The organism is Rhodoplanes roseus (genome assembly GCF_003258865.1).
In the GTDB taxonomy this organism is placed as follows: domain Bacteria; phylum Pseudomonadota; class Alphaproteobacteria; order Rhizobiales; family Xanthobacteraceae; genus Rhodoplanes; species Rhodoplanes roseus.
Window position 1 is genome coordinate 1 of sequence record NZ_NPEX01000161.1, and the last position, 13,435, is coordinate 13,435.

Annotated in this window: 14 protein-coding genes and 1 tRNA gene; 10 read left to right on the forward strand and 5 right to left on the reverse strand. The window is 71.8% G+C overall.

Features of this window, described 5'->3' with window-relative positions:
• On the forward strand, window positions 1-444 hold a 444-nt coding region (locus CH341_RS20030), incomplete at its 5' end, for a response regulator (RefSeq protein ID WP_342635023.1).
• A gap of 72 nt (window positions 445-516) precedes the next feature.
• Window positions 517-903 (forward strand): hypothetical protein, encoded by a 387-nt coding sequence (locus CH341_RS20035; protein WP_111420752.1) that lies wholly within the window; start codon window positions 517-519, stop codon window positions 901-903.
• Window positions 904-915: 12 nt separating this feature from the next.
• On the opposite strand, the gene CH341_RS20040 is transcribed toward CH341_RS20035, so the two are convergent.
• Window positions 916-1,863 (reverse strand): AraC-like ligand-binding domain-containing protein, encoded by a 948-nt coding sequence (locus CH341_RS20040; RefSeq protein ID WP_111420753.1) that lies wholly within the window; start codon window positions 1,861-1,863, stop codon window positions 916-918.
• Between the two features lie 290 nt (window positions 1,864-2,153).
• On the opposite strand from CH341_RS20040, the gene CH341_RS20045 reads away from it, so the two are divergent.
• The 3 genes from CH341_RS20045 to CH341_RS20055 all read left to right on the forward strand — a co-directional run bounded on the left by CH341_RS20045 (window position 2,154) and on the right by CH341_RS20055 (window position 4,507).
• On the forward strand, window positions 2,154-2,969 hold the full coding sequence (locus CH341_RS20045) for an SDR family NAD(P)-dependent oxidoreductase (RefSeq protein ID WP_111420754.1): 816 nt from the start codon (window positions 2,154-2,156) through the stop codon (window positions 2,967-2,969).
• A gap of 68 nt (window positions 2,970-3,037) precedes the next feature.
• Window positions 3,038-3,457 (forward strand): cupin domain-containing protein, encoded by a 420-nt coding sequence (locus tag CH341_RS20050; protein WP_111420755.1) that lies wholly within the window; start codon window positions 3,038-3,040, stop codon window positions 3,455-3,457.
• Window positions 3,458-3,514: 57 nt separating this feature from the next.
• A complete protein-coding gene (locus CH341_RS20055) occupies window positions 3,515-4,507 on the forward strand; it encodes a Bug family tripartite tricarboxylate transporter substrate binding protein (protein WP_111420756.1) in 993 nt (330 codons plus the stop codon).
• 17 nt (window positions 4,508-4,524) lie between these two features.
• Here CH341_RS20055 and nikR read toward each other — a convergent pair whose 3' ends face one another.
• The 3 genes from nikR to CH341_RS20070 all read right to left on the reverse strand — a co-directional run bounded on the left by nikR (window position 4,525) and on the right by CH341_RS20070 (window position 7,605).
• Entirely contained in the window at window positions 4,525-5,058 is a 534-nt protein-coding gene (gene nikR, locus CH341_RS20060) for a nickel-responsive transcriptional regulator NikR (protein WP_111420757.1), read from the reverse strand.
• A gap of 29 nt (window positions 5,059-5,087) precedes the next feature.
• The gene (locus CH341_RS20065; RefSeq protein ID WP_111420758.1) at window positions 5,088-6,512 is read right to left on the reverse strand and encodes an FAD-binding oxidoreductase; all 1,425 of its coding nucleotides are present in this window, start codon (window positions 6,510-6,512) and stop codon (window positions 5,088-5,090) included.
• Between the two features lie 82 nt (window positions 6,513-6,594).
• On the reverse strand, window positions 6,595-7,605 hold the full coding sequence (locus tag CH341_RS20070) for an L-threonylcarbamoyladenylate synthase (RefSeq protein WP_111420759.1): 1,011 nt from the start codon (window positions 7,603-7,605) through the stop codon (window positions 6,595-6,597).
• Between the two features lie 62 nt (window positions 7,606-7,667).
• Between CH341_RS20070 and CH341_RS20075 the strand changes: the two genes are divergently transcribed.
• The 4 genes from CH341_RS20075 to CH341_RS20090 all read left to right on the forward strand — a co-directional run bounded on the left by CH341_RS20075 (window position 7,668) and on the right by CH341_RS20090 (window position 12,337).
• Window positions 7,668-7,744, forward strand: a tRNA-Pro gene (locus CH341_RS20075).
• Between the two features lie 364 nt (window positions 7,745-8,108).
• On the forward strand, window positions 8,109-9,575 hold the full coding sequence (locus tag CH341_RS20080; protein ID WP_146604551.1) for a glycosyltransferase family 4 protein: 1,467 nt from the start codon (window positions 8,109-8,111) through the stop codon (window positions 9,573-9,575).
• 14 nt (window positions 9,576-9,589) lie between these two features.
• A complete protein-coding gene (locus tag CH341_RS20085) occupies window positions 9,590-11,017 on the forward strand; it encodes a glycosyltransferase family 4 protein (RefSeq protein ID WP_111420761.1) in 1,428 nt (475 codons plus the stop codon).
• A 93-nt stretch (window positions 11,018-11,110) separates the two neighbouring features.
• A complete protein-coding gene (locus tag CH341_RS20090; protein WP_111420762.1) occupies window positions 11,111-12,337 on the forward strand; it encodes an O-antigen ligase family protein in 1,227 nt (408 codons plus the stop codon).
• A 13-nt stretch (window positions 12,338-12,350) separates the two neighbouring features.
• Here the strand turns inward: CH341_RS20090 and CH341_RS20095 are convergent, their stop codons facing one another.
• Window positions 12,351-12,719, reverse strand: a complete 369-nt coding sequence (locus tag CH341_RS20095) for a winged helix-turn-helix transcriptional regulator (RefSeq protein WP_111420763.1) — start codon at window positions 12,717-12,719, stop codon at window positions 12,351-12,353.
• Between the two features lie 94 nt (window positions 12,720-12,813).
• Here CH341_RS20095 and CH341_RS20100 point away from each other — a divergent pair, with 94 nt between their 5' ends.
• Window positions 12,814-13,365 carry an NADPH-dependent FMN reductase gene (locus tag CH341_RS20100; RefSeq protein ID WP_111420764.1) on the forward strand — a complete coding sequence of 184 codons (552 nt, stop codon included), beginning with the start codon at window positions 12,814-12,816 and terminating at the stop codon, window positions 13,363-13,365.
• Window positions 13,366-13,435 lie beyond the last annotated feature (70 nt).

Sequence of the window (13,435 nt, forward strand, 5' to 3'; positions counted from 1 at the left end):
TTCGATGAGACTCTCGCGCGGGCTCGCGAGATCGCGCCGAGCCTCGCCGCAGCCGCGGCCCGCTCGGCGGCCCCGCCGGGCCGCGTGCCGCAGGACGTGCTGCTGGTCGAGGACACCATGATCATCGCGCTCGACGCCGAGGACATGCTGCGCCAGCTCGGCGTCAACACGGTGCGGATGGTCGCCTCGGTCGCCGACGCGCTCGCCACCATCGAGACGCGGGCCCCCGCCTTCGCGCTGCTCGACGTCAATCTCGGCGCAGAGAGCAGCTTCGCCATCGCGGCGCGGCTGCGCCAGCTCGGCGTGCCGTTCGCCTTCGCCACCGGCTACGGCGAGCAGGCGGCCTTCCCGCCCGAGTTCTCGGACACGCCGCGGCTGCGCAAGCCCTACACGGCCGAGACGTTGCGCGCCGTGCTGGAGCCGTTCGCGCCGGACGAGGTGTGACCCCGGCCGCCGCCGCGCCGCCTGGTGCCCGGGACCGCGACTCGCACTACAATGCCGGGGTCGAGACACGAGATGGGCGGCAAAGCGATGAAGATCCTCCACATGGTGGTGCCGGCCCTGCTGGCGCTCGCGGGCGCGGCGGCGGCGGACGTGCGGCACACGGACGTGCCCGACGTCCTGCGCGGCACCTGGCTGCCGGCGACCGAGACCTGCCCCGGACCGGCCGATGCGCAGCTCGTGCTGGCGACGCAGTCCTACACGCGGCAGGGATCGACCTGCCGGGTCGACTGGGTGGAGGAACGCGGCGCCACGCCGGGCGTGATCTACTCGCTCCACCTGCGCTGCGGCAGCGCGACCGGCGAGACCGAGACCAACGTCATCGCCTGGCTCAAGAGCCCCGGCATCGCCGCGGTCGGGCCGAGCTTCGACAAGCTGACCGAGCTCCGAATCTGCCGCTAGGCGGGCGCGCGATCAGGACGGCAGCAGGTCGCGCCGCATCTCGCGCGGCGTCTTGCCGTAGCGCTTCTTGAACTGCGCCGAGAAGGCCGACGGGCTGGCGAAGCCGCTGGCGAAGGCGACCTCCTTCAGGCGCAGCGACGCGCGGCCCGGATCCCCCAGAACCTTGAGGCTGGATTCGAGGCGAGCCGCCAGCACGTCGTCGCACACCGTGGTTCCGGCCGCGTGGAAGAGCCCGTGCAGGCAGCGCACCGACACGCCCATGCGCCGCGCCAGCACGGCCGGGCCGAGATCCGGCTCGCCGACCGAGGCCGCGATGATCTCGCGGCAGCGCCGGATCATGGCCGCCTGCCGGGCGTTCAGGCCGGGCTGCGACGGCGCCCCCTCCTCCAGCAGGACCGCGATGCTGGCGAGCGCGAGCTGCAGCGAGGCGTGCGAGGCCGGCGACCCGTCACGGCGGGCCGCGTCGGCGAGGCCGACCAGGAGGTCACGCGAGATCCGGCCGACCAGCCCGCGCGTCGGCACGGCGCGACAGACGTGGTCGTGCGGCGCGCGAAGGAAGGAGCGCAGCAGCGAGGCGGGGGCGGTCAGGTTGATCACGTCGGCGGGGTCGTCGTGACGGATCGCATAGGGCTCCGAGGCGGCGAACAGCGTCGCCATGCCGTCCGACAGGACGCAGGCGCGGCCGCGCTGCGCGAACTCGACCCGGCCGCGATTCACCAGCGCCACGACGAACACCTCCTCGGTGTCGTTGGCGGCATGGCGGCGGGTGCGCACCCCGATCTCGTTGTCGCTCTCCACCTCGACCAGGCGGATCGGTCCGTCGCCGAGCGTCACGATCCGTCCGGAGAACCGGTCGGGCCGCCGGATCGACAGGTCCGCCTCGCCGAAATGCCAGGCGATGGCGTCCTGCCAGACGCGCTGCTTGCGATCGGATGGAAGGCCCAGATCGACCCTGACCATGCTCGTCTCCCGCGATCCCCACCGGTCTCTTGTTTTTCGGCGATCGTAGGGGGCGGCAGGCACGGCCGCAACCGGTCCGCCCGACGGACCGGGCTGCCCGTGAAGCGGGCCAGCCGGCGGAGCGCCGGCTCCGGGTGCCGTTCTGTCCGGCCAGCGCACGATCTCTGTCGCCGGCGTGCAGGAGCTCGTCCGGCGCTTTGACGCGGGCCGGCCCGGGTGCAGAGCTTGTCCGCAGCGGCGGACCCGAGCAGCCCGGGGCGACCGGCCGCGTCGACCTGCCAGGACCCGCCATGTTCGATGCGTCTTCGTCCGATGCGTCTTCGGTGCACCGCACCATCCACCGGCTCGACGGCCTCGTCGCCGTCGTCACGGGAGCAGCCTACGGGCCAAAGGCCGCGCTCGGCTCGGTGTTCGCGGACGCGCTGTGCGCGGAGGGTGCCCGCGTGGTGGTGGCCGACATCGTCGACGCCGAGCCGGTCGCCGCCGCGCTGCGCGCGCGGGGCGGCCAGGCGATCGCCGTGCGGGTCGACGTGACCGACGAGGCCTCGGTCGAGGCCCTGGCGGCGAAGGCCGAGGAGGCGTTCGGCCGGCTCGACATCCTGGTCAACAACGCCGTGGTCGGCTCCAACATCCCCCCGGTGCCGATCGGCGCGCTCGACGTCGCCGCCTGGGACCAGGTGATGGCGGTGGGGCTGCGCGGCAGCTTCCTGTGCGCCAAGGCCGCGGCCCCCCGCATGGCCCGCAACGGCTGGGGCAAGATCGTCAATCTCGGCTCGACCACGATGCAGGACGGCCTGCCCAACCGGCTGCACTATGTGAGCATGAAGGGCGGCATCCAGGCGCTGACGCGGGCGCTCGCCCGCGAGCTCGGCCCGCAGGGCATCCGGGTCAACACGCTGGCCACCGGCCTCGTCGCCAACCCGGCGGCGGGCGCCGCCTTCACGGCCAAGCCGGAGCTCGTCGCCGCCATCCGGGCCGACCGCGCCATCCCCGAGGACGTGACGCCGGCCGACCTCACCGGTCCGCTCGTGTTCCTGTGCTCCCGCGATAGCGACGCCGTCACGGGCCAGTTCATCGTCGCCGACAAGGGCGGCTTTTTCACCTGACGGAGGCCGGCGCCGGCCGTCGCGGACGAGCCGGCCTCGCACGCCGCATCGAAGAAGGACGAGAGATCATGACGGACGAGACGCCCAAGACCGCCGACAAGCCCCTCGTCACCAAGGCGGGCGAGAAGGAATACGTGTTCGACCTCACCTCGATCGCCTCGCTCGACGTCGGCCGCGGCTACACGTCGGCGACCGGCAAGGTGGTCCAGGGCCAGCGGATGATGTGCGGCCTGGTGCGCCTCAAGGCCGGCGAGCTGACCGAGTCGCATCACCACGAGAACGAGCAGTGGACCTACATCATCGAGGGCGTGATGCATGCCGAGGTCGACGGCCAGACCTTCCTGGCCGGCCCCGGCACCGTGATCTACCAGCCCTCCAACGTCGTCCACGGCGGCCGCGCCGGACCGGACTCCGACGTCGTCTTCTTCACCGTGAAGGACACCTCGCACGGCCTCTACGGCACGCGGGTGGAGAAGACGCCGGAGTGACCCGACACGCGGCGAGGCGATCTCGCTTCGCCCGAGAGATCATCGAGGGAGCGACTCATGAAGAGGCCCGTGACCAATCTGATGCGTCTTGCGCTGGGCTGCCTGGCCGCCGGATGGACGTTCGGCGCCGACGCCCAGACCTACCCGAACAAGCCGATCCGGCTTCTCGTCCCGATCGCGGCCGGCAGCGTCACCGACGTGATTCTCCGCGCCGCCGCGAACGAGCTGCAGGGCCGGCTCGGCCAGCCGCTGATCATCGAGAACAAGGGCGGCGCTGCCGGCATTCTCGGCGCCACCGCCTGCTCGCAGTCGGCGCCGGACGGCTACACGATTTGCGCCGTCTATCACAACACCATGTCGTACAATCCGCTCCTGTTCACCAAGCTGCCGTACAACCCCGCCGACATCGCACCGGTCGGACGGCTGTTCTATCTGGTGGAGGGCGTGTTCGTCTCCTCGGAGCTCGGCGTCTCGACGGTGGCGGAGCTTAAGACGAAGGCCCAGGCCAAGCCCGATGCGCTCAATTACGCGACGCTCGGCGAGGGGTCGCTGCCGGATCTGTTCCTGCGCTGGATGAACAACCAGTGGAACACCAAGATCCAGGGCATTCCTTACAAGGGCGGCGGACCCGCCGCGCAGGCGCTGATGGCCAACGAGTCGCAGGTGACGCGGTTCGGCGTCGGCAATTTCCGCGCGGCGCTCGACAGCGGCAAGGTCAAGGCGCTGGCGGTGAGCTCGCCCGAGCGCTCGCCGCTGATGCCCGACGTGCCGACCGGGGCGGAGGCCGGTATCGGCGGCTATCCAGGCATCGGCTGGTGGGGCCTCGGCGCGCCGAAGGGCACGCCGCCGGAGGCGATCGCCAAGATCAGCACGGAGTTCGTGAAGCTCTTCAACGAGCCGAAGTTCAAGGCCTTCCTGGACCAGCAGGCGGTGATGTCGGCTCCGACCGGTCCGGAGGAGTTCGTCGGCTTCCTCGACCAGGACCGCAAGGCGGCCGAGCTGCTGATCCGCATCTCCAACACCAAGCCCGAGGAATACAAGGGCCAGTGAGGCGCCGCGGCGTCCCGCTAGCCGGCGTCGCGGCTGCGCTTCGGCGCGCCGCGGCCCTGCAGGGCCGTGCTCGGCGCGTGATCACGATGCGCATGGGCGTGACCGTGCCCGTGCGGGTGCTCGTGCGCTTGGCCGTGCTGGTCGGATCTCGGTGACTCCGGCACGATGTAGAGCTGGCCGTGCCGTACCCCGCGCTGGGTGATGACGCTGTCGGCGAAGGCCGAGACCTCCCCGACATTGCCGCGCAGCACCGCCACCTCCAGGCAATCGTCGTGCGACAGATGCACGTGCAGGGTGGCCACCGAGAGATCGTGGTGCTCGTGCTGGCTGTTGGCCAGCCGCCGCGCCAGGTCGCGGGTCTCGTGCTCGTAGACATAGGCGAGCGCCGCGACGCATTCGGCGTCGCCGTCACGGCGGGTGCGCTCGGCGGCGTCGGCCTGCCGCACCATGTCGCGGATCGCCTCCGATCGGGTCTGATAGCCGCGCTTGGCGCACAGCGCGTCGAGCGCCTCGAGGAGATCGTCGTCAATCGCGATCGTCACCCGCTGCATCTGGAGACTCCGTCCTTGCTGTGCGCCCCTCACACCACCTTGCCGGGGTTGAGGATGCCCTTCGGGTCGAGCGTCGCCTTGATGCTGCGCATCAGGGCCATGGCGACCGGGTCCTTGATGCGCGGGAGATAGTCGCGCTTCATCACCCCGATGCCGTGCTCGGCCGAGATCGAGCCGCCGCGTGACAGGACCTCGGCGAAGACGGCGTTCGAGATCTCGTCCCAGCGGGCCAGGAAGGCGGCCTTGTCGGCGCCCACCGGCTGGCTGACGTTGAAATGGATGTTGCCGTCGCCGAGATGGCCGAACGGCACCGGCCGGCAGCCCGGAATCAGCGCCGTCACGGCGGCGCTCGCCGCGTGGATGAAGTCCGGCACGGCGGCGACCGGCACCGAGACGTCCTGCTTGATCGAGCCGCCCTCGTAACGCTGCGCGTCGGAGACGAACTCGCGCATCCGCCAGAAGGCGTTGCGGTGCTCCAGGCTCTCGGCCATCACGGCGTCGACGATCAGGCCCTGCTCGATGCCGAGCGCCAGCGTCTCCTCCAGCAGGTCGCGCAGGCCTTCGCGGGCGCCCGACGAGAGCTCGATCAGCACGTACCAGGGATGCTGTCCGGCGAGCGGATCGCGCAGGCCGGTGCCGTGGCGCAGCGCCATGTCGAGGCAGATGCGCGCCAGCAGCTCGAAGCTGGTGACGCTGCCGCCGGCGCGCTCCTGCACCAGGCCGAGCAGCGCCAGCGCCGCCTCCGGCGAGGCGAGCCCGAGAAACGCCGTCTCGATCGACCGCGGCGCCGGAAACAGCTTCAGCACCGCCGCCGTGATCACGCCGAGCGTGCCCTCGGCGCCCATGAACAGGTGGCGGAGATCGTAGCCGGTGTTGTCCTTCTTGAGCTTGTTGAGCCCGTGCCAGACGCGGCCGTCCGGCAGCACCACCTCGAGCCCGAGCACGAGGTCGCGGGCGACCCCGTAGGCGAGCGCCGCGGTGCCGCCGGCATTGCTGGAGAGATTGCCGCCGATCGTGCAGCTTCCCTCGGCGCCCAGCGACAGCGGAAACAGCCGGTCGACGCCGGCCGCCGCGGCCTGGGCGGCCTGCAGCACGACGCCGGCCTCCACCGTCATGGTGCTCGACGCCGGGTCGATCTCGCGAATGCGATCGAGCCGCTTCGTCGAGACCAGGATCTCGCCGGACTGCGGGATCTGGCCACCGACCAGCCCGGTGTTGCCGCCCTGCGGCACCACCGGCACGCCGAGCTCGGTCGCCAACGCCATGATCGCCGCGACCTCGTCGACCGTGCCGGGCCGCAGCACCGCCGGCGTACGGCCGCGATAGAGGCCGCGCGGCTCCTCCAGATACGCGGCCTGCTCGGCCGGATCCGTGACCGCATGGCTCTCGCCGACGATGGCGACGAAGCGGGCGACCTGCTCGGGCGAGACGGGGGGACGGAACGGCATGGTCATGGCGGGGGACTGTAGCGTGTTCTCTGCGGCGTGAAACGACGGCATGATTCGCCCGCCCCGCCGGGTGCGGGCGAGAGGCGGTTCAGCCGCGCGGCGCGGCGGCGCGGGCGAGACGATCGGCGATGGCGGCGCCGAGGCCGTGGCGGGGAATCGGCGCGACCGCGATCACGGCGGCCCCGGTCGCATCGAGCGCCCGCAGATGGGCGAACAGCGCCGCCGCAGCTTCGGCGAGGTCGCCGCGGGCGGAGAGGTTCAGCACCTTCGCGGCGGCCTCCGCGCCCTCCGGCAGCGACGGGCCGAAGGCGAGCAGCGCCTCGCCCGGCGCGACCCGGGCGGCGCGCAGCCGGATCGTCGCCCGCGGGGCGTAGTGGGAGCTCAGCATGCCGGGCGCGATCGGCGCCGTCTCGGGCACCACGCCGGATCCGGCCGTCGCGCCCGGCACCTCGACGTCGATGGCGGTTCCCAGCACCCGCTCCAGCGCCTCGCGCGGAATCCCGCCGGGCCGCAGCAGCCGCGGCGTTCCGCCCAGGCACGCCACGATGGTCGATTCGACGCCGACCGGCGCCGCGCCGCCGTCGACCACCAGATCGATTCGCCCGGCGAGGTCGCCGACCACATGGGCCGCCGTGGTGGGCGACACGTGGCCGGAGCGGTTCGCCGAGGGCGCCACCACGGGCCGGCCGCAGGCGACGAGAATCGCATGCGCCACCGGATGGTCCGGCACGCGCAGCGCGAGGGTCTCGAGCCCGGCGGTGGCGAGATCGGACACCGGACAGCCGGGGGCCTTCTCGACCACCAGGGTCAGCGGCCCCGGCCAGAACGCCGCGGCGAGCGTGTCGGCGGCGGCGTCGAAGCGACCCAGCGCGCGCGCCGACGGCGCGTCCGGCACGTGGGAAATCAGCGGATTGAAGCGTGGACGGCCCTTGGCGGCGTAGAGCCGCGCCACCGCATCGGCCTGGGTGGCGTCGGCGCCGAGCCCATAGACCGTCTCGGTGGGGAAGCCGACCAGCCCGCCGGACAGCAGAATGCGCGCCGCGGTCGAGGCCGCCTCGGACCCCGCCACCAGGACGCGCGTTGAAATCGTTGCGGTCACATCGTCTCCCGTGCTTGCCGCCAGGGAATCCCTTGGCTATAAGACCGTCCTCGCCGGCGGAACGGAGTGTAGCGCAGTCTGGTAGCGCACCTCGTTCGGGACGAGGGGGTCGCAGGTTCAAATCCTGCCACTCCGACCATTCCTCGGCTTCGGCCTCGGGATGATCGGACCGCCGGCGCCTTCGGACACGCGCCATTACCACGTCGCGAGCCCGGTTGCCCAGGCAGCCGGACGCGGTGGAGCCATGGGCGAATGGTGGCCTCGAAGCCCAGCCGCAGTAGCCCTGCCTAGACCGTCGCGGCGCCACAAGAATCGCCATAATGCGAAACATATCCGAGGTTTGACAATGCCCCCGCGATGGCGTGTATCGGCACGGCCTGGGCGCGGCGGGGAGCCAGACGCCCGAACGTGACCCCTCAACCGCACTGCTGGCGACGATGCCCGCCGGCTGCTGCGATCAGCGCGAGCACGGCCACATGAGTGCCGAATCGGCACGTTCCCGCGTGGAACCCCGCATTCTCCTCGACCTCTCCTGGTCGCTGCGCTGGGCCGGACCCCCGGTCGGCATCCTGCGGGTCGAGCGCGAGCTCGCCCGTTTCGCCTTCGCGTCGCTGCCGGCCGCGCACGGCGTCTTCTTCGATCCCGCCACGCGCCGCTATCGCCTGCTCGACCGCGCCACCGCGCTGCGGTTCCTGGCCGGCGACGCCGTGCTCGACACGCTCGGCCTGCGCGACCCGGGCCGGGTCGGCCGCCGCAAGAGCGACCGCATTCCGGCGACGCTGCGCCCGCTCGCCCGCTGGCTCCTGCAGTCGCGCCACATGGCGCTGCAGACCCTGGAGCGCCGCCGACTGGCGGCGCCGCCCGAGCGGGCCGCGCGGATCGCCCGCTTGCAGGCGCCACTGATCAAGGGCAAGTATCGCGGCCTGATGCTGAAGGGTGACGGCAGCCGGCGCGATTTCGTGCCGCTCGACGCGCTGGCGAGCGCGCCGGTCGACTTCCGGCCCGACGACATCCTGGTCTGCGCCGGCGCCGGCTGGTCGCATACCGACATCGCGGCGATCCGCGACCAGAAGCAGGCGACGCCGTTCCGGCTCGCGCTGCTGTGCTACGACATCATCCCGATCCTGTTCCCGCAGTTCTACAAGCCGCACGACGTCGAGAGCTTCACCCACTATTTCGAGGGCGCGTTCCGGATCGCCGACCTGGTGCTGGTCAATTCGCGCCGGGTCGAGGCGGACGTGAAGGCTTGGTGCACACGGCTCGCGCTGCCGCTCGCCGCCACCACGGTGGTGCCGCTCGGCGCCGACATCCCGGCCGCGGGTGGGGCGCCGGCCGGGGCGCTGCCGTCCGGCCTGGAGCCGCAGAAGTTCGCGCTGTTCGTGTCCACGATCGAGCCGCGAAAAGGCCACCGGCTCCTGTACGAGACCTGGCTGCGGCTGCTCGCCGCCGGCGTGCCCCAGAAGGCCGGCTTCAAGCTCGTCTTCGTCGGCCGTCCCGGCTGGATGGTCGAGGATCTGGTCCGCGCCCTCGATTCGGACGAGCGCCTGAACGGCACGCTGCTGCGGCTCGACCGCGTCGACGACGCGACCATGCGGGCGCTGTCGGCCGGCGCCGCCTTCTGCCTCTATCCGTCGCGCTACGAGGGCTACGGCCTGCCGCTGGTCGAGGCGTTCCATCTCGGCAAGGCCGTGATCGCCTCGACGGGCGGCTCGCTGCCCGAGGTCGCCGGCCCGTTCTCGCCCTGCCTCGACCCGGAGGACGCGGAGGCCTGGTTCACGACGATGCGTCGCTGGATCGAGGACCCGTCGGCCCGCGCGCCGTACGAGGAGACGATCCGCACCTCGTTCCGCCACCCCGGCTGGAGCGAATCGGCGGCGCTCTTTTTCGCGCGGGTGACGGACCTCCTGGCCGTCGATCCGCAACAGTCCGGCGAGCCGCAGGCGCGGTCGTCGGCCGCCCGATCACGTTGACTGCGGCGCCGGCCATGTCGTCGCCGCGCATCCTGCTCGATCTCTCGACCACGATGCGATGGGTCGGACCACCCGTCGGGATCCTCCGGGTCGAGGGCGAGTACGCGCGCTTCGCGCGCCGCCGGCTGCCGAATGCCGGCTTCGTGTTCTTCGACCCCGACGACCTCTGCTATCGCCATGTCCGCGACGAGGCCGCCGATGCCGTGCTGAACGAGGACGCCGTCATCGACACGGTCGGGCTGCCGGACCCGACCGGACGCCGCAGCCACAAGACCAACATCGTGCCGGCCCGGCTGCGGCCCGCCGCGCTGTGGGTGCTGCGCTCCCGTCACCAGGCGCTGATGGCGCTCGAGCGGATGCGACGCACCGCCCCCCCGCCGCTGGCGCGCGCCGCCGAGCGGATCCAGCGCCACCTGATCACCGACAAGGACCGGCACGTGATGGTGCGGTCGGACGGTGGGCGCCGTCCGGTGTGGTCCCGCCGCGCGGCGCTCGGGCCGCCCGTCGCGTTCGGCCCGGACGACACCCTGGTCTGCGCCGGAACCGGCTGGTTCCACACCAATATCGAGGCGATCGCGCGGCACAAGCGGGAGACCGGCTTCCGGCTGGCCCTGCTGTGCTACGACATCATCCCGCTGCTGCTGCCGGACTGCTTCCAGCCCCACGACACCGCGATGTTCCGGTCCTATACGGACGTCGCCTTCCCGGCCGCCGACCTCGTGCTGGTGAACGCGCGCTGCACCCAGACGGACGTCCAGGCCTGGTGTCGCGCGCAGGGCCTGCCGCTGGCGCGCACCGCGGTCGTCCCGCTCGGTGCCGACGGGCCGATGCCGCCGTCCGACGACGCCGCGCCCCCGGCACTTCCCGGTGGCCTCGAGCCGGGCCGCTACGCCATGTTCGTCAGCACGCTCGAGCCGCGCAAGAATCACCGCGTCCTGGTCGACGCGTGGCGCCGGCTGATCGACGCCGGCGTGCCGCAGGCGACCGGCTTCCGGCTGGTGTTCGTCGGCCGCTTCGGCTGGAACGTCGAGCCCCTTCTGAAGGAAATTGCGGCGGACCCCCGGCTCGTCCGGTCCATCCTCCACCTGCCCGAGGCCGAGGACGGCCTCGTCGCCGCCCTCTATCGCGGGGCGGCCTTCTGCTGCTATCCCTCCCGCTACGAAGGTTACGGCCTGCCGGTGATCGAGGCGTTCCGATTCGGCAAGGCGGTGCTGGCGTCGACGGGGGGCGCGCTGCCGGAGGTGGTGGCGGAGTTTTCGCCCTGCATCGATCCCGACGACGCCGAGGGTTGGACCGTGATGCTGCGACGCTGGATCGAGGACCCGTCCGCCCGCGCCCTCTACGAGGCACGGATCCGGACGGCGTTCGGCCACCCGGGCTGGGACCAGGCGGCGGCGGCGTTCTTCGCACAGGTCGGAGGAGCGACCGGCATCGACGCCTGAGACGAAGCGGCGGGGGCACGCATGGCCGGCGGGACCGGCGACCAAGGCAGTCGAACGGCATCGCCGACCCGACACAGGCCGGTCGATTCGCGCGTGCACGACGTGGGCGCCGTGCTGGCTGGACCGACGGCGGCCGCAGCCGCCTATGTGCTGGCCTTGTCGCCGCTGGTGCTGACCAACTCGCTCTATCTCTCGAACGCGCTGGTCCTGGCGGTTCTGCTGCCGGTCGCCCTGCTCCGGACCTGGGTGGTCTCGGGCACGCCGGAGGGCGCGGCCGCGGTGCGGCTGCTCCCGCGATCGATGGTCCTCGGCGCCGTCCTGGCCTATCTGGCCGCGCTGACGATCGCCGCCGCCATGGAGCCCGATGCGACCGCGCGGATCGTCCGCCGTGACGCCCAATACGGGCTCGAGATCCTCGCCTTCGTCGCCGCGACGGCGTGCATGGCCGCCACCGGCACGACGTTCCTGCGGGTGCTGGTGCTCGGGCTCGCCGTCGCGGTCGCGACGAGCGCGGCCGTCAACATCGCGGCGTTCCTGCCCTCGTTCCCGGCCGACGTCGACGACCTCCAGGTCTGGCGCCTGACCGCCGTGCTGGGCATGCCGGAATACACCAACGCGACCAATGTCAGCGTGACCTACGGAATCGTGCTGGTGACGGCCGTCGCCGCCGCGACGGGCCTCGCGCGACAGTGGATCGAGAGGGCCGTGCTGTCGACGTCGGCCGCCGTGCTCGGCGTCGGGGTGGTGATGACCCAGGCGCGCGGCGCCGTGCTCGGGGTCGTCTGCGGGATCCTCGCGCTCGCCGCCACCCTGTCGCGGCGGGCCCGGATCCTCATCCTGATCGGCGCCGGCATCAGCCTCGTCGTGCTGGCGACGACACCGGTCGGGCCGGACTGGGTCCAGCGCGGGGCGAGTCACCGGCCGGCGGTGTGGCGGGCCTATGTCGACAAGATCATGGAGCACCCGCTGCTCGGCCACGGACCGCACGCGGACATCCGGGTGATCATCGCGCCCGACGTGATCATCGACCAGCCGCACAATCTGGTGCTCTCCGGCTTCGTCCGGGGCGGCATCGGTGCCGCGCTCGCAATGGTGGCGATCTTGGTCGCCGGGCTGTGGTGGGGCATCCGGCTGGTGCGTGCCGGCGGCACCGCCGTGCCGCTCTGCGCCTTCGTCACCATGGCGGTGTCCGGCATGGTCGACTACAACCTGCTGATCACCCGCTCGGCATGGCCCTGGCTGACCTTCTGGCTGCCGATCGGGCTCGCCGCCGGCGCCGAGATCGAGCTCCGGGCCCGGCAAGGCGCCACGCCGGACTGACGCGCCGCCGCTCTCACGGCGCCGCGGCGTCGAACCGGCGGCGCGCCTCCTCGATCCGCGGCGTGTTGTCGACCGCCCACTCGCCGAGATGCCGAATCGGCGCCAGCAGCGAGCGGCCGAGATCGGTCAGGGCGTAGTCGACCCGCGGCGGGATGGTGGCGAACATCGTGCGGGTGACCAAGCCGTCGCGCTCCAGGCTGCGCAGCGTCAGCGTGAGCATTCGCTGCGAGATGCCGCCGATCCGCCGCTTCAGCTCGTTGAACCGCAGCGGCCCCTCCCCCAGCAGGATGATGACCAGCACGGTCCACTTGTCGCCGATGCGGGACAGCACCGGGGCGAGGCGCTGGCATCCCCCAGGCACAAGGCTGTGACCGAGTACCACCGATGTTCCTCCTTGCAGGCCGGCAAGCCGGTTCAATAAATAGCGTCAGGCAAAAATCTATACTGCCTGCCACCCGAGCAAAAGCGAGACCCTCGTGACTCTTCGCCTCCACACCATCGTCGCCAGCACCCGTCCCGGCCGCGTCGGCCCCACCGTCGCCCGCTGGTTCCACGAGCGCGCCACGACCCACGGCGCCTTCGACGCCCATCTGGTCGACTTGGCCGAGTTCGCCCTGCCCGTCTACGACGAGCCCAACCACCCGCGGATGCGGAAATACGAGCACGCCCACACCCGGAAGTGGAGCGAGAGCGTGGCCGCGGCCGACGCCTATGTGCTGGTGACCCCGGAATACAATTTCGGCCCCACCCCGGCGCTGCTCAACGCCCTCAACTTCGTCTACTCGGAGTGGGGCTACAAGCCGGCCGCCTTCGTCAGCTACGGCGGCATCTCGGGCGGCATCCGGGCCGTGCAGATGACCAAGCAGATCCTCACCACGCTCAAGGTGATGCCGATTCTGGAGGCCGTGGTGGTCCCGTTCGTGGCCCAGCAGATCAAGGACGGCGCCTTCGTGCCGAACGACATCCAGACCGCCGCCGCCAAGGAGGTTCTGGACGAGCTGCAGAAGTGGGCCGGCGCCCTCTGCTGACCGCCTTCGTGACGGTGCGGTTGCGCCGCCTGCCGATCGGCCGCGCCTGGGAGGCGCTGCGCGAGGACGA